This window comes from Leisingera methylohalidivorans DSM 14336 (assembly GCF_000511355.1).
GTDB classification, from domain to species: domain Bacteria; phylum Pseudomonadota; class Alphaproteobacteria; order Rhodobacterales; family Rhodobacteraceae; genus Leisingera; species Leisingera methylohalidivorans.
The window spans coordinates 3258656-3277883 of sequence record NC_023135.1 but is presented as its reverse complement, the minus strand read 5'-3'; the positions used below and the strand labels follow the sequence as shown (position 1 = coordinate 3277883).

Annotated in this window: 16 protein-coding genes; 9 read left to right on the top strand and 7 right to left on the bottom strand. The window is 65.7% G+C overall.

Annotated elements, in window-relative coordinates:
• Positions 1-7: 7 nt before the first annotated feature.
• Genes METH_RS16045 through METH_RS16030 form a run of 4 tightly spaced genes read right to left on the bottom strand, consistent with a single transcriptional unit; the run spans position 8 to position 3596 of the window.
• Entirely contained in the window at positions 8-766 is a 759-nt protein-coding gene (locus tag METH_RS16045; protein ID WP_024091533.1) for an iron ABC transporter ATP-binding protein, read from the bottom strand.
• A complete protein-coding gene (locus METH_RS16040; RefSeq protein ID WP_024091532.1) occupies positions 763-1707 on the bottom strand; it encodes an iron chelate uptake ABC transporter family permease subunit in 945 nt (314 codons plus the stop codon). The genes METH_RS16045 and METH_RS16040 overlap by 4 nt, the downstream gene beginning before the upstream one ends.
• Positions 1700-2632 carry an ABC transporter permease gene (locus tag METH_RS16035; RefSeq protein ID WP_044008706.1) on the bottom strand — a complete coding sequence of 311 codons (933 nt, stop codon included), beginning with the start codon at positions 2630-2632 and terminating at the stop codon, positions 1700-1702. Before METH_RS16035 ends, METH_RS16040 begins: the two co-directional genes overlap by 8 nt.
• A gap of 52 nt (positions 2633-2684) precedes the next feature.
• Complete coding sequence (locus tag METH_RS16030) at positions 2685-3596, bottom strand: siderophore ABC transporter substrate-binding protein (protein WP_024091530.1); 912 nt, start codon at positions 3594-3596, stop codon at positions 2685-2687.
• Between the two features lie 273 nt (positions 3597-3869).
• On the opposite strand from METH_RS16030, the gene METH_RS16025 reads away from it, so the two are divergent.
• The 6 genes from METH_RS16025 (at position 3870) to METH_RS16000 (ending at position 13088) form a co-directional block, all read left to right on the top strand.
• Complete coding sequence (locus METH_RS16025; protein WP_024091529.1) at positions 3870-5855, top strand: TonB-dependent receptor plug domain-containing protein; 1986 nt, start codon at positions 3870-3872, stop codon at positions 5853-5855.
• Between the two features lie 345 nt (positions 5856-6200).
• Positions 6201-8003: an IucA/IucC family protein gene (locus tag METH_RS16020; RefSeq protein ID WP_024091527.1), complete on the top strand. Its 1803-nt coding sequence runs from the start codon at positions 6201-6203 to the stop codon at positions 8001-8003.
• On the top strand, positions 7990-9702 hold the full coding sequence (locus tag METH_RS16015; protein ID WP_024091526.1) for an IucA/IucC family protein: 1713 nt from the start codon (positions 7990-7992) through the stop codon (positions 9700-9702). Before METH_RS16020 ends, METH_RS16015 begins: the two co-directional genes overlap by 14 nt.
• A 1-nt stretch (position 9703) precedes the next feature.
• Positions 9704-10951, top strand: coding sequence for an AMP-binding protein (locus tag METH_RS16010; RefSeq protein ID WP_024091525.1), 1248 nt, complete (start codon positions 9704-9706; stop codon positions 10949-10951).
• Positions 10948-12255, top strand: coding sequence for a DUF6005 family protein (locus METH_RS16005; RefSeq protein ID WP_024091524.1), 1308 nt, complete (start codon positions 10948-10950; stop codon positions 12253-12255). The genes METH_RS16010 and METH_RS16005 overlap by 4 nt, the downstream gene beginning before the upstream one ends.
• Positions 12252-13088 carry a sugar phosphate isomerase/epimerase family protein gene (locus METH_RS16000; RefSeq protein ID WP_024091523.1) on the top strand — a complete coding sequence of 279 codons (837 nt, stop codon included), beginning with the start codon at positions 12252-12254 and terminating at the stop codon, positions 13086-13088. The genes METH_RS16005 and METH_RS16000 overlap by 4 nt, the downstream gene beginning before the upstream one ends.
• An 88-nt stretch (positions 13089-13176) precedes the next feature.
• Here the strand turns inward: METH_RS16000 and METH_RS15995 are convergent, their stop codons facing one another.
• Positions 13177-15018 carry an ABC transporter ATP-binding protein gene (locus tag METH_RS15995; RefSeq protein ID WP_024091522.1) on the bottom strand — a complete coding sequence of 614 codons (1842 nt, stop codon included), beginning with the start codon at positions 15016-15018 and terminating at the stop codon, positions 13177-13179.
• A gap of 287 nt (positions 15019-15305) precedes the next feature.
• Between METH_RS15995 and METH_RS15990 the strand changes: the two genes are divergently transcribed.
• The 3 genes from METH_RS15990 (at position 15306) to METH_RS15980 (ending at position 17377) form a co-directional block, all read left to right on the top strand.
• Positions 15306-15617, top strand: coding sequence for a DUF2218 domain-containing protein (locus tag METH_RS15990; RefSeq protein WP_024091521.1), 312 nt, complete (start codon positions 15306-15308; stop codon positions 15615-15617).
• A gap of 165 nt (positions 15618-15782) precedes the next feature.
• A complete protein-coding gene (locus tag METH_RS15985; RefSeq protein ID WP_024091520.1) occupies positions 15783-16064 on the top strand; it encodes a helix-turn-helix domain-containing protein in 282 nt (93 codons plus the stop codon).
• Positions 16061-17377 (top strand): type II toxin-antitoxin system HipA family toxin, encoded by a 1317-nt coding sequence (locus METH_RS15980; protein ID WP_024091519.1) that lies wholly within the window; start codon positions 16061-16063, stop codon positions 17375-17377. Before METH_RS15985 ends, METH_RS15980 begins: the two co-directional genes overlap by 4 nt.
• Positions 17378-17430: 53 nt before the next feature.
• On the opposite strand, the gene METH_RS15975 is transcribed toward METH_RS15980, so the two are convergent.
• Together METH_RS15975 and METH_RS15970 are read right to left on the bottom strand one after the other, a co-directional pair.
• On the bottom strand, positions 17431-17979 hold the full coding sequence (locus tag METH_RS15975; protein ID WP_024091518.1) for a DUF3833 family protein: 549 nt from the start codon (positions 17977-17979) through the stop codon (positions 17431-17433).
• A complete protein-coding gene (locus tag METH_RS15970; protein WP_024091517.1) occupies positions 17976-19202 on the bottom strand; it encodes an MFS transporter in 1227 nt (408 codons plus the stop codon). Before METH_RS15970 ends, METH_RS15975 begins: the two co-directional genes overlap by 4 nt.
• Positions 19203-19228 lie beyond the last annotated feature (26 nt).

Sequence of the window (19228 nt, the reverse complement as noted above, 5' to 3'; positions counted from 1 at the left end):
TCCGCCCTTAACGGTGGTAGTGCGCAAACGGCAGGCCGCCGATCCGGGTCAGGGCCACCGGTGTCTGATACAGCGCCGTCAGGCTGGCGGCGCTGGCGGCCTCATCCACCGGGCCCTGAAAAGCGATCCGGCCGTCCTTCAGCGCCACCACGTGATCGGACCAGCTGATCGCATAGTTGAGGTCATGCACGACAATCACGATGCCTTTGCCGCGCTCTTCGGCCAGGCGGCGCAGCTGCGCCATCAGGTTGCGGGCGTGGTGCAGGTCCAGGTTGTTCAGAGGCTCGTCCAGCAGCAGCCAATCGGTGTCCTGGGCATAGGCCATGGCGATAAAGGCCCGCTGGCGCTGGCCGCCCGACAGCTCATCCAGAAACCGCTGCTGCAGCGGGGCAAGGCCGAACAGCTCTGTTGCATCCCCGATTGCCGCGTGATCCGCTGCCGTCAGCCGCCCCTGGCTGTGGGGCCAGCGGCCGAAACCGATCAGATCCTTGACCCGGACCCGGCTGGCCACGGTCAGGTTCTGGGCCACAACCGCCATCTTGCGGGCCAGCCGGCCGGGGGCGATCCGGGCCGCGTCCATACCGTCCAGGCTGATGCGGCCGCGGCTGGGGGTCAGCTGCTGCGCGATCAGGTTCAGCAGGGTCGATTTGCCCGCGCCATTGGGGCCGATCAGGGCGGTGACCCGGCCTGCGGGGATCTCCGCATCAATCCCGTCCAGAATGGGCTTCGCGCCAAGGCCATAGCTGAGGCCGGATACTGTAATCACCAGATTTTCCCCCTTGTCAGCAAAAACATGAACAGCAGGCCGCCGCAGAACTCGATGACAACGGCGAGGGTGGATTGCAGCCTCAGGATGCGTTCGAACACGGTCTGGCCCGCAACCAGGATAAGCGCGGAAATCTGCGCCGCGGCCGGCAGCAGCAGCGCATGGCGGTGGGTCCGCATCAGGCTGTGCGCCAGGCTGGTCACCAGCAGCCCCAGAAAGGCAACCGGCCCGGCCAGCGCCGTCGACACCGAGACCAGCGCGGCAATGATGCACAGCACCTTCAGCTGCAGCCGGTCATGGCCCACGCCCAGGCTGCGCGCCGTGTCCCGGCCAAGCGCGGCCACATCCAGCACCGCGTGATTGCGCCAGAGCCAGCAAAAGGCCAGCATCATCAGCCCCAGCGCCATCACCAGGGCCTCGCGGTCGATGCTGCCGAACTGCGCGAACATCCTGGTCTGCACGATCGAGAATTCGGATGGATCCATCAGCCGCTGGAGAAAGGCAGTGATGGTCCGGAACATCAGGCCCAGCACCACGCCGGTCAGCACCATCAGCTGAATGTCGTGGCGGGTCCGGCGCAGCACGCTGGTGAACAACAGCAGCGCCGCGCCCATCATCACCGCGGCGTCCAGCAAAAACCCCGCCAGAGGCGGGATCCGGCTGCTGCCGGCAATTCCCAGCCCGGCAACCAGCCCGGTCTGCAGCAGCAGGAACAGCGCATCGAACCCCATGAAGGCGGGCGTCAGAATGCGGTTGCGGCTGATCGTCTGCAGCAGCACCGTCGCCACCCCCACGGCGGCCCCGACCGACAGCAGGCCCGCCAGTTTGACCATCCGCAGCTCCAGGATATAGGCCGTCGGCCCGCGCAAGCCCCAGAACAGGAACAGCGCCGCCGCCGCCGCCAGCAAACAGCCAAGGCCCAGGATCCGCCGGTCAGCCATGCGCCCGCCGCCCCAGCAGCATGTACAGGAACACCGCGGCACCAAAGAGGCCGAAAACGGTCCCGGCGGGGATCTCATACGGGTAACGCAGCAGCCGCCCCAGAATATCGCACAGCAGCAGCAGCCCGGCTCCGGTTCCGGCAACAACCGGCAGGCTGGCACCCAGATTGTCGCCCATAATGCGTGAGACCAGATTGGGCACCACCAGCCCGACAAAGGGCAGCATGCCAACGGTCACGATCACCAGCGCCGACACCAGCGAAACGGTGACAATGCCGAACCCCAGAACCTGCCCGTAGCGCAGCCCGAGGTTCAGGCTGACAGCCCGCCCCAGGCCCGCAATGGTGAATTGATCGGCGGCGAAATAAGACAGCAGCGCCAGCCCGCCGGCCAGCCACAGCAGCTCGTACCGCCCCGCCAGAATGCCGGAGAACTCACCGCTCATCCAGATCCCAAGGTATTGCAGCAGGTCGCTCTGAATGGCGATAAAACTCGCACAGGCCATCAGCACCCCGCCGTAAACCAGCCCGGCCAGCGGGATCAGCAGCGGCCGCTCCGGCGGAATGCGGCGGGCCAGCAGGATGAACAACGCCGTGCCCGCCAGGGCCGACGCCGAGGCCGCCAGCATCTTACCGAACAGGGGCATCGCGGGAGTCAGCAGCGTCACCGCAAGCAATCCCAGCATGGCGGCTTCATTGGTGCCGGTGGTGCCGGGTTCGACGAATTTGTTGCGCACCAGCAGCTGCATGATGACACCCGCCGCCGCCATGGCAGCACCGGTCAGCAGCACCGCCGCGGTGCGGGGAATGCGGCTGACCGCCAGCAGCTGCAGCGCTTGCGGATCGCTCAGCAGGGCGCCGGGATGCAGCGGGCTGGCGCCCACAAACAGGCTGATCCCAGCCAGCAGGCACAGCAGCAGGCCCATCAGAACCAGCGGGCGGCGCCCCCCGGCACTGCGGTTATCCAGGGCGGCCGGATCAGCCACCTGCCGCAAACCCTGCCAGAACTTCTTCCAGCGTCGCGGTCATCGCCTGGATGCCGCCGCCGGCCACATAGACGCTGGCGGCATCCAGATAGACCACCTGCTGCCGCCGCCAGGCCGTGGTGCCCGCCACCAGCGCGTTATCAAGGGTGACCGCCGCCGCCTGATTGCCCTGGCCGATCGCCGCAGCCCGGTCGATGATGATCAGCCAGTCGGGGTCAGCCGCGGCAATGAATTCAAACGAGACCGCCTCGCCGTGGGTCTGCGCATCGACGCTTGCAACCGCCTCCGGCAGGTCCAGCGCGGTATGCAGCCAGCCGAACCGCGATCCTGCGCCGTAGACCGACACTTTGGGGCCGTTGGTCATCAGGATCATCGCATTGCCGCGGCCCGCAACGGCGGCTCTGGCCCGCTCCAGCTTGGCGGTGAACGCCGCTTCCAGATCCTCGGCCCGTGCCTCCTGCCCGGTCAGGCGGCCATAGCTGCGCAGCCGTGCCAGCGATTGCCCAATGTGGTCTTCGCCCCAGATCGTCATGTCGATGGCAGGCGCGATCCCGGCCAGCGCCGCAACCCGGGCCGAGGACCGCCCGCCCGCAATGATCAGATCCGGGGCCAGCATGGCAATGGCCTCGTAATCCGGCTCAAACAGGGTGCCCACCGGCGCGGCCTTGTCCTGCAGATCCTGCAGGTGCCCGGCATAAAGCTGCGACGGCACCCCGGCAATGGGCGCCTGCAGAGCTTCCAGCGTGTCCGCAGCAGCGGCATCAAGGACGACGATTTTCTGCGGCTGCCCAGGCAGCTCCACCACGCCGCGCGCGGTGTCGATGGCAATGCCTTGCGCCTGCGCTGCGCCGCACAGGGCAACAGCAATTGATGCAGCCAGCTGCACGATCTTCCGATGGGCCATTTTCTATCCTGCTAAGATGGAAATTGGCTGGCGGGGCTGGCTTGCTCAAAATCGAGAGCGGCTTACCGGCCCGCGCGGCAAAAGTCCAGCCGCGCCGCTGCAACCTCTGCCGCAGGCTGCAGGCTGCGCAAATATGCAACATCAGCATATTAACGGCAAATCTCCCTGACAGGGGCTTGCAGCTGCGGGGATTGCTTCTTATCAGACCCCAGCCTTTGCAAGGCCAGCCAGGATTCAACCCAAGCTATCAGCTCTTAGAACACGGGTTTTATCATGGCACGAACTTCCAACATCCGCCTGTCAGGGCTGCTGTGCAGCACCGCCCTGACTCTCATCTCCGCCCCGGCAGCCTTTGCAGAAGACGACGGCGTGCTGTCGCTGGATCCGATCATCGTCAAACAGCGCGACCCCGCAGGCAACGCCGCCGACCGCGCAACATCGATCTATGTCGCCGACGCCGAAATCGAACGCGCCGCGATGGGCGACCTCAAGGACCTGTTTGCCGGCATCGCCTCGGTCTCTGTCGGCGGCGGCATTCCGATCGCGCAGAAAATCTTCGTCAACGGTGTCGACATGCTGAACCTCGCGGTGCAGGTGGACGGGGTGTCGCAGAACAACCGCACCTTCCACCACGTCAGCGCCAATGCCTTTGACCCCGGGCTGATGAAATCGGTCCGCGTCGATCCCGGCGTCGCCCCCGCCGATGCAGGCCCGCGGGCGCTGGCGGGCCGGGTGGTGATGGAAACCATCGACGCCGAAGACATCCTGCAAGACGGCGAGACCTTCGGCGGCCGCTCCCGCCTGTCCTATTCCAGCAACGGCAGTACCGCCCAGGGGTCGCTGACCCTGGCAGGCCGCAGCGGCGGCTTTGAAATCCTCGGCTACGCCAAACGCGCAACCGGCGACAACTACAAGGACGGCGACGGCAACGAGGTCACGGGCTCTGCCGCGAACCTCACCGCAGGCCTGTTGAAATTCGCCTATGAGGGCGATCAGGGCGACCGGATCGAACTATCGCTGCAAGAGGCGCAGGACAATGAAATCCGCAACTTCCAGCCGAATTTCGGCTCCAGCACCCGCGGCTTCGCCCCCTATTTCACCCGCCGCCGCATCGCCTCGCTGCGCTATGAAAGCGGCAATGAAACCGGCCTTTGGGACCCTTCGGCGACCTTTGGTTTCTCTGAAATCAACGTTGACCGCCCCTCCGATCCGTTCGGCGATTCCACGTCCACCAGCTCGAACACCTACGCGCTGACGCTGCAGAACGACTTCCACCTGTCCGACAGCAACACGATCACGGCCGGCGTGGATTATCAGATCCGCGAAAGCGCGGTGAACGCCACCTGGGTCAACGGGCTGACCGGGGAGGAAAGCACGAACCTGGGCGTCTTCGCCCAGGCCCGGCTTGAACCCAGCAGCCGCCTCAGCGTTTCGGCCGGCCTCCGCTATGACTGGCAGGACTTCACCGGTCAGGACTTTGCCCAGACCGGCACGTCTTTTACCGCCTCGCCCTCCGGGGCAAGCGGCAACCTGTCGCTGGTCTATGACGTGACCGATGCACTGTCCCTGCGGGCCGGCTATTCCAACGTCTTCGGCGGCATCGACCTGGAAGACAACTTTCTGTTTTATCAGGCCTGGGACTACTCCGCCCTGCAATCCTCACGCGCCAAGAACATCATCGTCGGCGCCGACTGGCAGCGCGGCAACTGGACCCTGGGCGGCGAGCTGTTCAAGACCGGTATCGACAACGTCCGCGGCGTCTCCGGGGCCGGTGCTGTCGCCGGTAACGATTTTGAAAGCAAGGGTTTCAACCTGGCCGCGACCTATGGCTGGGACAGCGGCTTTGCCCGCTTCACCATGAACAGCAGCGACGTCGAATTCAACGATGCGCCGGCCGAAAGCTTCTTCCTGGTCGACTCGGGCACCCCGATCGGCAAAGTGCTGGCCTTTGAGGTGCAGCAGGAGATCCCGGCGATGAACCTGCTGGTCGGCGGCAGTGTCGAGGCCGCCCTGTCGAACGACAACGGTGTTTATGAAACCTACACCCAAAAGCAGGAAAGCTATCAGGTTCTGAACCTCTTTGCTGAATACAGCCCGCCGTCGCTTGGCAACGTCACCATCCGGGCGGCCATCGACAACGTGTTCGACACCCAATACGCCGACCGCGCCACCTATGGCACCGAATACTCCGCCTCGACGATCAACACGATCAAGGAGCCGGGCCGCAATATCTCGGTTGTTGCCACGCTCAAGTTCTAAACCATCACGGGGGCGCCTGCCGTGGCGCTCCCGTGCCGGATTCCCGCCATGCGCGGTCTTCTGCCGGGCGCCGTAAATCCTTCGTATTTTTGGAAAAAACCGCTTCCCCGCCGCTCGGAATCCGATTATTAAAAGCGGTGTGAATCCAACGTCACAACAGGCGCCCTGCCTTCCGCCGGCGCCGCTCAGCAGCCAGCCTTCCCGCTAGTTCATGTCGAAACAGACCCGGTTGACCTGAATGCCCGGCCCCCGCCAGGCGTCAGCCAGCCGCGGCACGGCTACGGGAAAATCCTGGACCATGCGACCTGCCTTTCCTCCCATCACGTCCCTGCGGGGCTGCCCGCGATGAGTTTTCAGCAGCCCCCTCCGCCCGGCGCCTGCGGCCAGAGCGCATCCCAGGCCGTATCTCAGGCCGCATCCTTGCAGGCGCTGCTGAACGGTTTCCTGCGGGAAATCATGCCGGACAGTGTCACCCCCGGCCGCCCGGTGGAGATCCCGCTCAGCCACATCCCCGCCCGGCTGCGCGTGGCGGTCGTGTACCACTCCCGGACCGGGCCGCATCAATTCGGAGCGGCGCAGATCCGCTTCGCCGCCTCCCCCGCCTGGCAGGCGGCAGCGCCGGTGCAGGTGATCACCCTGATCGCGCAGGAATGCTTCTCGCGCCTGAACACCCGCGATCCGGGCAAACTGCCGGAGTTCCTGCGCGGCATCTTCAACAGCAATGCCCAGATCGAAACCATCCTGCACCGCAATGCCGGCCTGCCCGAGCCGGATGGTTTTCTGACCGCCGAGCAGGCCCTGTCCTATGGCCACTGGCTGCACCCCACCCCCAAAAGCCGCGACGGGCTGACCGGCTGGCAGCAGGCGGTATATGCCCCCGAATATGCAGGCCGGTTCCCGCTCACCTTCTTTGCGGCGGATAAATCCATCGTCTCGCAGGGCGCCGCCCAGGACGACGCACGGGGGGCTGCGCAGGGGGCCGCCGCGGGCTTGGTCAATCAAATCCCCGGCATCGCCGGGATGTTCCAGCTGCAAGCGGATGAAATACTGATCCCCGCGCACCCGCTGCAGGCGCAGGCGCTGCGGCTGGATCCGGCAGTGCAGGCGCTTCTGGCCGCCGGCAGGTTGCGCGACCTGGGCGCGGCAGGCGGCGACTTTGCCGCCACCTCCTCGGTCCGCACGGTTTATGCACCGGATTGCCCCTGGATGCTGAAATTCTCCATTCCCGTGCGGCTGACAAATTCCTTGCGCGCCACCCTGCGCAACGAGCTGGAGGTGGGCGTGTCCATGGCCCGGCTGCTGCACAGGCTCGGGTTCGCCAAGACCAGCCCGCGCTTCCAAATCATTGACGATCCGGCCTATCTGACCGTGGACCTGCCCGGCCGCCGCGAAAGCGGGTTCGAGGTGATCTTCCGCCAGAACCCTTTTGCCGGCGAACAGGGCAAGGGCATCTATAACCTTGCCGCCCTGACCGCAGACCCCCCGCCCGGCCGCACCGCCCTGCTGACCGGTATCATCACCCGGCTGGCAGCCGCACGCGGCGAACCCCGGGCCAAGACGGCCCGCATCTGGTTTGATGCCTATCTCGACTGCATGCTGGATCCGGTTCTGGCGCTCTACGACCGGCATGGCATCGCACTGGAGGCGCATCAGCAGAACAGCCTGCTGGATCTCGGCACCGGCCTGCCGTCGCGTGCCTATTACCGCGACAACCAGGGCTATTTCATCACCCGGGACGCCTATCCGCGGCTCAGCGCGCTGGAACCCTCGCTGGCGGGCCAGCCGGTGCTGGTCTTCTCTGAGGACCACATCAATGAACGGCTGGCCTATTACCTGATCGTCAATCAGCTGTTTGCGGTGATCCGCCGCCTGGGCTGCGACGGGGTGGCAGAGGAAGCCGCCCTGCTGCTGCAACTGCGCCGCCGCCTGACCGCAGCCGCCGGCCGGTTCACCGGCGCCGCCGCCGGGTTTGCCCGCTATCTGCTGACCGCCCCGGCCCTGGCCGCCAAGGCCAACCTGCTGACCCGCGTTCACAATATGGACGAGCTGGAGACCGACACCCAGGAAGGCCTGTTCCTGCAGATCAAGAACCCGATTGCCGCCTGCCTGCCGCAGCCCGCACAGGAGCCTGCCGATGTCCTTGCATGAACACCGCTTTGCCGGCACCGCGCCGCGCGTCCTGCGCCAGCTGTGCGAAGCCCTGCTCAGCGAAGGCTGGGCCGCATCGCTGCAAACCGGGCACGGCCGGATGCTGCGCTGGTCGCTGAGGGGCACCCGGTTCCGCGCCCTTGGCCGCCGCGGCGCTTTTGACCGCTACCGCCTGCAGGAGGGCAGTATCGAGGTATATGACAGCAGCGGATGGCGCCCCGCTGACACCGGTGATGTGCTGGCTGCAGTGGCGGACCCCTCGCCGGCGATGGAAATCCTGCGCGCCGATCTGGCCCGCACCGAACATCTCAGCGATCTCAATGCACAGCAGATCCCGCCGATGACCGAGCGCCGCAGGCTGACGGTTTCCGCGCTGGAAACCGCCCTGCACGAGGGCCACCCCTACCACCCCTGTTTCAAGGCGCGCAGCGGGTTTTCCGACGCCGACCATCTGGCCTATGGACCCGAAGCAGGCCGGACCTTCCGGCTGGCCGGGGTCCTGTTCCACCACACTCTGGTGCAGCAGTCCCTGCCGGATAAGGACTTCTGGCCGCAGGAGCTGGGCACTGCCGAATGGGACCGCATCACCGCGCTGGCAGACCAGCAGGACGCGCCGCTGCAGGATTTCCGCCTGCTGCCGCTGCACCCCTGGCAAGCCGCCAGGCTGCAGGACGATCCGCTGTTTCAGGACTGGTGCCGCACCGGCCGGGCGGTGCAGATCGGCCCGGTCGGCGACCCCTACCGCGCCACCCAGTCGGTGCGCACCCTGATGAATGCAGACACCCCGCAGCGCGCCCATGTCAAAACCGCGATGGCCATGCGCAACACCTCCTCGCTGCGCACCTTCATTCCGGCCACGGTTGCCATTGCCCCCGCAATCTCGCGGTGGCTGGCAGACGTGCTGGCCGGCGACCCGCTGTTTGCCACCCGCTACCGGCTGACCCTGCTGCCCGAATACGCCGGCATCATCGCGGGCCGCGGCACCGCGCTGGACGGGCATCTGGCCGCGATCTGGCGCCAAAGCCCCGAGTCGCTGGGCTTGGCCGGAGACCGGATGATGCCCTTCAACGGCCTTGCCCTGACCGAGCCGGACGGCACCCCGCTGATTGCCCCCTGGATAGACCGGCACGGGCTGGATCCCTGGCTGGACCAGCTGATCGAAGTCGCCGTTCTGCCGGTCTGGCACCTGATGGTGGCGCATGGCATCGGGCTTGAAGCGCATGGCCAGAACCTGATCCTGCAGCATGATAACGGCTGGCCCGCCGGTCTCATCGCCCGCGATTTCCACGACGGCGTCGAATATGTTGACGCGCTGCTGTCGCGCCCCGGCCTGTGCCCGGACCTGGCGCAGATCGATCCCATCTATGCGGATGCGCCGCTGGATGACTACCACAAGCTGTCTGCGCCCGATGGCTTGCGCGAACTGGTGATGGACACGCTGTTTGTGTTCAACCTCGCCGACCTCTCGGACCTGCTGCAGCGCCGGTACGGCCTGGCCGAGACCGCATTCTGGCGCCGGGTCCGGGCGCGGCTTGACCGGTATGCCGCCGAGCACGGGCTGGAGGCCCGCCAGGCCGCACTGGCGCCCTTTGCGCCGAAGATCCACGCCGAAAGCCTCATCACCCGGAAAATCGATCCCGGCCGGCCGCTGTACCGCCATCTGATCACCAATGCCCTGGCCCCTGCAAAGGACTGCTGACATGTTTGTGCTGAACGACACCCCCATCGACCCGGCTGATCTGGCCGCCCGGCTGGACAGCGTCCTGACCGATCCCGCTGCGCACCGCTACGGGCTGCACATGCAGAACACCGGCGCCGCGCTCTCGGTCCTGCTGTACCTGCGGGTGCAGAACGCGGGCGTGTTCCCGATCCATGCCGGCATCCCGGCGGAGACCGCCCGTGAAATGGCCCAGGCGGCGGGCTGCGATCTGCTGCTGAGCGACGGGCTGAAGCAGACCGCCGTCCCGCACCCCGGCAACACCCCGCGCGGCGGCGTTCTGGTGCAGATGAGCTCGGGCACAACGGGGGCCGCCAAGGTCATCACCCGCACCTGGGAGGAAATCGCGGCTGAGGTCGAAAGCTACGCCGCCTTCTTTACCGCCAGCGCGGCGATGACGCCGGTGATTGCCTGCCCGGTCACCCATTCCTACGGGCTGATTGCCGGTGTTCTGGTGGCGCTGCACCGCGGCCATCTGCCGGTGATCCTCGACAGCCTGAACCCGAAATACATCCTGCGCCGCCTGCGCGAGACGGATCAGCCGCTGCTCTATACCTCGCCCGCGATGCTGCACACCCTGGCCCGGCTGCTGCCCGCCGGCCAGCGGCTTTATGCGGCCAACACCTCCGGCACCGTGCTGCCCGAGGCCTGGTTCCAGCTGATCCGCGCCCGCACCACCCATTTTTTCCAGCAGTACGGCTGCTCCGAGGCCGGCTGCGTTGCCATCAACCAGGACCTGCAAAACCCCTATGACGTCGGCCACCCGCTGCCGCATGCCACCCTGACCGCCGGCCAAAACGGCGCCCCGGATGCGGTGCATGTCACCGCCGCCGGGCGCGAAATCGACACCGGCGATCTTGGCCACCTGCGCGCGGACGGAATGCTGGTGTTCACCGCCCGCGCCGACGACATGATCAATGTCGCAGGCCTCAACGTCTATCCGCAGGACGTCGAGAAAACCGTCATGGCGCTGCCCGGCGTCTCCGATGCCGTCGCCTTCCGCCTGCCCGACCCGCACTCCGGCGCCCGCGCCGGGCTGCTCTATGCCGGCAGCGCAGCCGAGGACGATGTGCGCCGGGCCTGCCGTGATACGCTGGCCGACTACCAGCAGCCGCGTCTCATCAAACATCTGCCCGCCCTGCCCCGCCAGGCCAACGGCAAGATCAGCCGCCGCGAAATCGCGGCACAATATGCCGCCCCCGCCGCCCCCAAGGATCTGGAAAACGCATGACCTACGACAGTCTTCTCGAGGCCATCCGCCTGACCCTGCAGGGGCCGCTGGCAAATGCGCATATGGCGCGGTTCGGCCCCGCTGCCGTGCTGAACGACGATCTGCACATCGACTCGGTCATTCTGATCAACCTGATGCTGCATCTGGAAACCGATCACGGCATCGAAATGCCCGAACGCGCATTGTCCAAGGACGATTTTGCCACGGTGGACGCCCTGATCCGGATGCTGATGGGCGAAACCCCGGCACCGGCCATGGACGACGGCAACGCCCCCGCCCCCAACGAAATCACCGTGCATTGCTTTGTCAGCTGTCTCTGCGCCGCGATCCGCCGGCACCAGGATCTGAACTTCCGGCCGTTCTACTTCGGCACCTGGGACAGCAGCTTTGCCGTCACCCCCTCGATGCAGCTCGCCTACCACAGCAAGGAGATCACCCAGGACCATTACGCCGGCTGGGTCGAACGGCTCTACAATATCCCGGTGCGCGAATGGTACGATCACAGCCGGACCAAGGCGGAAAACCTGGCCCGTTTCGAACGGCTGCTGTCCACCAAATCAGATGACGAGCAGCTGGTGGTCTTGCTCGACATGTACCACCTGCCCGAGCGCGAGAATAAGTACAATCAGAACCCCTTCCCGCATTTCGTGATCATTGAACTGACAGACGATCCGGACATCTGGCACCTTTATGATCCGGACTACCGCTGGCGCGGCGGCCTGCCGCGCAAGACCATCCTCAATGCCATGGCGCAGCCCACCGTCGCAGGCGGCTATATTATCCACAGCGGTCATGCGCGGGCGCCGCACCCGCAGGATCTGGCCGCCTATTTCAATGAAACCTTCCGGCCGGACGGCAATCTGCTGACCAGCGCCCTGCGCCGGATCTTTGATTACCACTGCCTGCCCGCACGCCCGCTGGCCTTGGCAGACCTGCAGCACGCGGTGCGCGAATTGCCGGTGCTGTCCTTGCGCAAATACGCCTACGAGCACGCCTTTGCCTTCTTCTGGCAGGAACTCGGCACGGCGTTTGCGGCTTTCGACGCCGAATGCGACCGGGTCGAGGCGCTGTGCGAGGGCTTCCGCAGCCTGCACTTCCTGGCCGCCCGCATCGCCCATACCGGCGACCGCGCGCTGATCCCCGATCTGTTCGCCGCGCTGGATGCGCTGGACGAGCTGGAATTCACCATCAAATCCGCGCTCCAGAGCCAGTTCCACGCCTGGTGCGCGGTCAATCTGCCAGCCCCGCCCAGTCTTCCGGCCGGTCTTCCGGCCAGCCCCCAGCCGCAGGAGCTTCCGGCATGAAGATATCCCTTTGCACCATCTCGTTCCGCCACCAGCTCATCGGCCTCAAGGACATTGCGTTCTGGGCCCGTGACAACGGCTTCCAGGGGATCGAGCTGTGGGGCGTGCACGCCCGCAGCCAGCCGCCGCTGGCCCTGCATAACGCCCAGTGGATGGCGGCGCAGGGGCTGACGGTGCCGATGATCAGCGACTACCTGCCGCTGCAGGACCCCGGTCTGCTGCGCAGCCGCACCCTCGCGCTCTGCGCTCAGGCCCGCACCTGGGGGGCTGGGAAGATGCGCACCTTTGCCGGCCAGCACGGCAGCGCCGCCGCCACGCCTGACGAGCGCCGCCGGACCATCGGCGCCCTGCGCGAGGCCTGCACCATCGCCGCCGATCACGGGCTGCGGCTTCTGGTTGAAACCCACCCCGGCACCTTGGCCGACACGCTGGCCAGCACTTGCGATCTGATCGATGCCGCCGATCACGATGCGCTGATGATCAATTTCGACGCCCTGCACATCTGGGAAGGCGGCGGCGACCCGGTCGAGGCCCGCCGCATCCTGTTGCCCCGCATCGCGCATTACCACCTGAAAAACGTCTCCGCCCGCGACCGGCTCGGGGTCTTTGCCCCCGGCAACGTCTACAGCGCGGCAGGCAGCCGCGACGGCATGGTGCCGCTGTTTGACGGGGCCTATGATTACAGCGATTTCCTGTATGCCCTGGCACAGGAACCCGGCTGCGAGGCCTCGCTGGAATGGTTCGGAGATGCGGTTTTTCAGACCCTGAAAAGCGATATCGCAGAAGTCCGCGCCCGAACCCGCAACGGCATCGCCAAGGCAGAAGCAGTCTAGCAACCCGCCCCGCCTGTGCGGAAAAGACCCGGTGTGCATCGCTGCACACCGGTTTTGCTTTTCTCCATGCCGGCATATCCAGCAGGCCTCAGCCGGCCGGTTCCAGCACCCTCTCGGCGGTTCCGGCCTGCCGCTGCCATAATCCGGCATAGACCCCCTGCCCGGCCAGCAGCGCCTGATGGCTGCCGTCCTCGGCAACCCGGCCGTCCTGCAGCACCACAATGCGGTCCATCCGGGCAATCGTCGACAGCCGGTGGGCAATCGCAATCACCGTCTTGCCCTGCATCACATCCATCAGGGTTTTCTGGATCTCTTCCTCGACCGCACTGTCCAAGGCCGAGGTCGCCTCGTCCAGGATCAGGACCGGCGCGTTCTTCAGCACCACCCGCGCAATGGCGATCCGCTGCCGCTGGCCGCCCGACAGCGCCACGCCGCGCTCTCCCACATGGGCGTCATAGCCGGTGCGCCCCGCCTGATCGCGCAGCGCCATAATGAACTCATGCGCCTCCGCCCGCTTGGCGGCGGCAATCATTTCCGCCTCGCTGGCGCCGGGGTTGCCATAGAGGATATTGGCGCGCACCGACCGGTGGATCAGCGAGGTGTTCTGCGTCACCACCCCGACCTGGCTGCGCAACGAGTCCTGCGTCACTCCGCGGATGTCCTGCCCGTCGATCAGGATGCGCCCGCCCTCGGGGTCGCGGAACCGCAGCAGCAGGTTGATCAGGGTCGACTTGCCCGCCCCCGACGGCCCGGCAATGCCAACCCTTTGGCCCGCCGGAATATGCAGATCGATCCCGCTCACACCGCCGCGCGCGTTGCCGTAATGATGCGTCAGCCCTTCGATCCGCACCTCAGCCCTGCCGACCAGCAGCGCCGGCGCCCCCGGCGCATCGGTGATCCCATGCGGCGCCGACAGCGACCGCAAACCCTCGCGGATCACCCCCATGTTTTCAAACAGCCGGATCGTCACCCACAGGATCCAGCCGCTCATCCCGTTGAGCCGGATGGTCAGGGCCGAGGCCGCCGCCACCTCGCCGACGCTGACCTGGCCGCGCATCCACAGCCAGATCGCGGGGGCCACCACAATCAGGATCAGCACGCCGTTGATCGCGATGCTGCCAAAGGCCAGCGTCGTCATCATCCGCAAGAACCGCTGATACCGCGCCCGCAGGCGGCGCAGCGCCGACAAGGCATAGACCTGCTCCTGCTGGTTGCGGGCAAACAGCTTGACCGTCTCAATGTTGCCATAGGCATCCACGATCCGCCCCGTCGCGTTCGACCGCGCGTCCGACCATTTCTCGGCGGTGGCCGCGACGTTCAGCGCCACATGGCGCACATACAGAATATACAGCCCCACCCACAGCACCAAAGGCACCGCCAGCCGCCAGTCGATCTGCGACAACACCAGCACCGCGCCGATCATATAGGTGACCGCAAACAGGATCGCCTCGAACAGCATATGCACGCTGTCCTGCACTGCCGGCCCCATCTGCATCACCCGGTTGCTCAGCCGCCCGGCAAAATCGTTTTGAAAAAAGGCGGCCGATTGGCCCAGCAGATGCCGGTGCGCCTGCCAGCGCACCTGCTCCTGCAGGTTCGACGACAGCGTCTGCTCCAGCAGCAGATGGTTCAGCCCGGTCAGTGCCGGCCGCAGGATCAGCACGCAGAACAGCGCCAGCAGCATCTCCGTGCCATGCGCGGCCCAGAACGCCGCGGCGCCGGTTCCGGCCATCAGATCAACCACCCGCCCGGAGTAAAAGATCAGCCCGCTTTCCATCAGCGCCGTCAGCACCCCGGTGGCAAACATCAGCGGCAGCCATTTTTTATAGGGCGCCATCTGCTGCATCAGATAGGCCCGCAGACTGGCGCGCGGCGGGTCCATCCGGTCCGCGGCAAAAGGATCGACAAGGTTTTCAAAAGCCCGGAACATGGGGACCCTCTCAAGTGGATTTTTGGGATCGCTTGAGATGTGGGTTGCCGTTTCCGCCCTGCAGACGGCCCGCGGACGGGGCCGAATCTGAAACCATTGCGAAAGATGCCTGCACCGCAGCCCGGCTTTTCTAGATTGCGCGCAAGCATTTGTCAGCAGCGGATTTGCCCCCGCCGCAAATATCGCAACCGTAAAAACCCTCGGCCTGCGCTTGTGTTTACGGGTTGCGGCGCCGTGGCGATTCACTACAGTGCCTGTAGCTTAGTAAAACAGTAAGGAATTTGGCGATGCTCACCGACACAGGCCGTTTTGACACCCCGGATGCAGCAAAATACCTGCAGCAGCTCTGCAAGCATTTCGCCCATAAGGTCGAGGTGCAATTCGACGCCACCGATAAAACCGGCCACGGCACCGTGGCGCTGGGAATGGGCCCCGCAACCCTGCGCGCAACCGCTCAGGAACTGACCGCCGATGTCACCGCCCCGACCGCTGAGGAGCTGGATCATGCGCGCCAGATCATCGACAACCACCTTGCCCGCTTTGCCTTCCGCGAAGAATTCAAGAACATGATCTGGCAGTCCGCAACAGCCCCGGCGTAATCCCTCCGCGGGACAGGTATGCGCCCGGCTCCGTTTTTTACCGTATTAGATAAATTCTCTGAGGTTTTCCCCGCCCTCAGTAGAAATTTATCGAAAAAGGTAAAAACTGTTGATTCACCTCCGGCCGCAGGGCATATTTATCGTATTCGATAAACCGGAGCCCGCATGACCGATCAGAAACACCCGGAGCTGATCCGCCTTGGCCAGTCCATCCGCAGCATCCGCAAGGACAAGGGCCTCAGCCTGACCCAGCTTGCGCAATTGACCGGGGCCAGCGTTTCGGCGCTCTCCACAATCGAAACCGGCACCCGCGACGCGCGGGCCTCGACCCTGTACCGGATCGCCAAGGCCCTGCGCGTGCCCGCGGCAGAACTGTTCGAAGCGTCCCCGGCCGATGCTCCGCACACCGGCACCGCCAGCGGCTACGACCTTGGAGACCTGGAATGACCCTTCAGGTTCCGGTCTACTATGCGCAGTTTCTGGTTGGCCGCATCGCGGTTCATGACGACGGCACCATAGGGTTTGCCTACACTCCGGAATGGATCAGCACCCCCCGCGCCTTCCCCATTTCGGTGCTGATGCCGCTCGGGCCTGACCCGTTTCCGAACCGGGTTACGGCCCCCTGGCTGGCCAACCTGCTGCCGGAAGAACAGCAGCTGGAAACCCTCAGCCGCTCGCTCGGCCTGTCCAGAACCGATGCGGTGGCCCTGCTGCGCGAAATCGGCGGCGACACCGCCGGGGCGCTGTCCTTTGACAGCCCCTCCCTGCAGGACCAGTGGGACTATGTCCTGCTGACGGATTACTACCGCACCTCCAGCCCCCAAGACGCCCTGCAGGCGCATTTCAACGACCTGGCCCAGCGGCCGTTTCTGGCCGGGGCCGACGGGGTCCGCCTGTCGCTGGCCGGCGGGCAGCAGAAATCCGCCCTCGCCGTTCTGGACGCGGACGGGCGCCCGGTGCTGCAGCTGCCGGAGGACGGCAGCAGGCTGGCCATTCCCAGAAACGGCGCCCCCTCGACCGTTATCCTCAAGCCGGACAACCCGCGGCTGCCGGGCATCGTTGAAAATGAGCTCTACTGCCTGACGCTTGCGCAAAAGACCGGCATCCCCGCCGCGCAGGCCGCCTCGATCGCCCTCGGGGTCCGGTCGGCCATTTGCGTCCTGCGCTATGACCGGCACCTGTCCGCCTCCGGGCGCATCCAGCGCCTGCATCAGGAGGATTTTGCCCAGGCCACAGCCACTCCGCCGGGGCGCAAGTATGAGGTCGGATCGGTGCCGGGCTTCACCCTCGCCAATCTGTTCACCGCCGCCGGGCATCTGGAGCCCAGGGATGTGCTCAACCTGTTTGATCAGTTCGCCTTCAACATCCTGGTGGCCAACACCGACGCCCACGCCAAGAATTATTCCATATTGCACCGGCTTGGCCCGTCGGTTGCGCTTGCCCCGCTCTACGATGTCTCCACCGTCCTGCCCTGGCCCGCGGTGAACCAGTATTTCGCCCAGAAAATCGGCGGCCGCAAACGCAAACCCGCTGACGTGACACCGGACCACTTTGCGCAGATCGCGGCCGAGCTTGGCTTCCGCCCCGCCGAAGTCCTGAACCGCGTCACCCGGCTGGTGGATCTGATGGTGCAACACCGGCCCGCAGCCGAACAGCATGCCGCCGCGCAGCCGGGCACCGCGCCGGGTTATGTGGAACAGGCCGCAAACTGCGCCGAGCAGAACGCCCTCAGGATCCTGGGCCGGATCCCGCGGGCCTGACCCAAACGCCCGGCCGCCGCGGCCCGCATCAGGCACACTTAGCTGCCGCCGGCTTACTGCACGGGACGTATGGTGGCAGCCAGTTCGGCAACTTTCAGGCCGAATTTGCGCATTTCGGATTTGTTCATGATCACCCCGTTGGCGGTCAGATACATCCAGTCCGTGGCCTTCAAAACATGGCCCCCGGCGCTGTCCGGCAGGATGATCTCATAACTCAGCCGCACTGTCGAACCTGACACAACGCCCTGTGCTTCACCCGCCAGATCCTCTGCCGTGGCAGTGAACGTGCTGCCGGGGCCAAGAGTCAGAAACCATTTGCGGCTCTGGGTCACGCCGTTGGAATAGGTGAATTCTTCGCTCAGCGTGCCGGTATCGCCGTCCCAGTCCCCAACCATCTTTGCGACAAAACTGCTGGTCATTTTGCCGCTGGGCCCAAAGATCAGCCCTTCCGACATAAATTCACCGGACAGGTGTTTGTTCAGAACAAACTGCGGACCGGTGTCTGCATAATCTTCGGGCGACTGGAAGCGGAAGCTCAGCCAATAGGTTTTTGCAATCATCGCAACAAGCGCGATCAACAGGATGGCGATCAGGAGTTTCATGCGGCAGGTCTTTCTTCTGGCAGGGTGAGTGCAAAGGCAAAGGCGGCTGTTTTCAGGACGCAGGGCAGCACGGCATAGGCCAGGTTGAGGGCGCCAAGCGCCTGCCGGCTGTTGTCCGCGCCGGGCCGGAAACCGTGGTGTTCCAGCAGCGGAAGCGCCAGGGCGGCCGCCAGCGCCAGCGCCAGCTTTCCGGCAAAGGACCAGATGCCGAACGCGGTGGAGGCATTCAGCCCCGCTTTGGTCAGGGCGATGCTGAACATCGCAGGCAGCAGAACCATGTCGGCCCCAAGGGCAGCACCGGACGCCGCGCAGATCAGGGCAAACCCCGGCAGGCTGCCCGGCCCCAGAAAGGCGGCGCCTGCAAAGCTGGCGATGGCCAGCGGCATCGCGATCAGCAGCGTCTGTTTCGGCCCCGCCCGCCGGCTGAGCCAGGCCCAGAACGGCACGCTCAGCCCGGCGGCCAGGAAAAACAGAACCAGCAGCCCTCCGGCATATCCGGCCAGGTTCAGCCGGTCATCGGCAAAGAACAGGAACAGGGTCGATGTCAGTGCCACAGGCAGGCTGTTGAGAAGCGCCAGAACCAGCAGGCGCAGCGCCCCGGCCCTGGCCAGCGCCACCACCGACAGCGGCTGCCCGGTCACCGCAGGCCGGGTCCAGACCGGCCGCGTCAGAACCGCGGCAGCCAGGGCAAAGCCGCCCAGCACAAACCCGAACACGGCATAGCCCTGCCCCGGCGCGCCAAGGCGCACCAGAACGGCGGGGGCAATTGCCGCCAATAGCACGCCGCCCAGCATGCCGCCCTCGCGGAACCCCGCCAGCGTCAGCAGCTCGCGCGGCTCTGCGCGCGCCGCCAATGTGGCGCTGCGGCCGTACAGCAGGATCATCCCCAGGCTGTAGGCGGTGAACAGACCGATCAGCACCAGCACCAGCTGCAGTATCACCCCCGGCCCGGGAGTAAGGCTGAACAGCAGCGGAAACCCGAGGGCCAGCCCGCCCGCCGCCAGCATTGCGAACTTCAGCTGTGCACCGGGCCAGCGGTCGACGATCCAGCCGATCAGCGGATCCTGCACCAGATCCACCAGCCGGATCGCCAGCAGGATACCGCCAAGCGCGCCCAGGCCGATGCCCAGCTCCACCGCCGCAAACTGCGGCAGGTGGATGTACAGCGGGATCCCCGCCGAGGCGAGCATCATCGCAAAGAGGCTGACCCGCGGGTAAATCATCACCCGCCCGGCAATTCGCGGATCAA

Excerpts from the sequence above, each read along its gene's own strand:
- METH_RS16020 (WP_024091527.1), top strand. The coding sequence starts at position 6,201 with ATGAGTTTTCAGCAGCCCCCTCCGCCCGGCGCCTGCGGCCAGAGCGCA.
- METH_RS15985 (WP_024091520.1), top strand. The coding sequence starts at position 15,783 with ATGACCGATCAGAAACACCCGGAGCTGATCCGCCTTGGCCAGTCCATC.
- METH_RS16015 (WP_024091526.1), top strand. The coding sequence starts at position 7,990 with ATGTCCTTGCATGAACACCGCTTTGCCGGCACCGCGCCGCGCGTCCTG.
- METH_RS16030 (WP_024091530.1), bottom strand. The coding sequence starts at position 3,596 with ATGGCCCATCGGAAGATCGTGCAGCTGGCTGCATCAATTGCTGTTGCC.
- METH_RS15990 (WP_024091521.1), top strand. The coding sequence starts at position 15,306 with ATGCTCACCGACACAGGCCGTTTTGACACCCCGGATGCAGCAAAATAC.
- METH_RS15980 (WP_024091519.1), top strand. The coding sequence starts at position 16,061 with ATGACCCTTCAGGTTCCGGTCTACTATGCGCAGTTTCTGGTTGGCCGC.
- METH_RS15970 (WP_024091517.1), bottom strand. The coding sequence starts at position 19,202 with ATGATTTACCCGCGGGTCAGCCTCTTTGCGATGATGCTCGCCTCGGCG.
- METH_RS16010 (WP_024091525.1), top strand. The coding sequence starts at position 9,704 with ATGTTTGTGCTGAACGACACCCCCATCGACCCGGCTGATCTGGCCGCC.
- METH_RS15995 (WP_024091522.1), bottom strand. The coding sequence starts at position 15,018 with ATGTTCCGGGCTTTTGAAAACCTTGTCGATCCTTTTGCCGCGGACCGG.
- METH_RS16040 (WP_024091532.1), bottom strand. The coding sequence starts at position 1,707 with ATGGCTGACCGGCGGATCCTGGGCCTTGGCTGTTTGCTGGCGGCGGCG.
- METH_RS16035 (WP_044008706.1), bottom strand. The coding sequence starts at position 2,632 with ATGGGCCTGCTGCTGTGCCTGCTGGCTGGGATCAGCCTGTTTGTGGGC.
- METH_RS16025 (WP_024091529.1), top strand. The coding sequence starts at position 3,870 with ATGGCACGAACTTCCAACATCCGCCTGTCAGGGCTGCTGTGCAGCACC.
- METH_RS16005 (WP_024091524.1), top strand. The coding sequence starts at position 10,948 with ATGACCTACGACAGTCTTCTCGAGGCCATCCGCCTGACCCTGCAGGGG.
- METH_RS16000 (WP_024091523.1), top strand. The coding sequence starts at position 12,252 with ATGAAGATATCCCTTTGCACCATCTCGTTCCGCCACCAGCTCATCGGC.
- METH_RS15975 (WP_024091518.1), bottom strand. The coding sequence starts at position 17,979 with ATGAAACTCCTGATCGCCATCCTGTTGATCGCGCTTGTTGCGATGATT.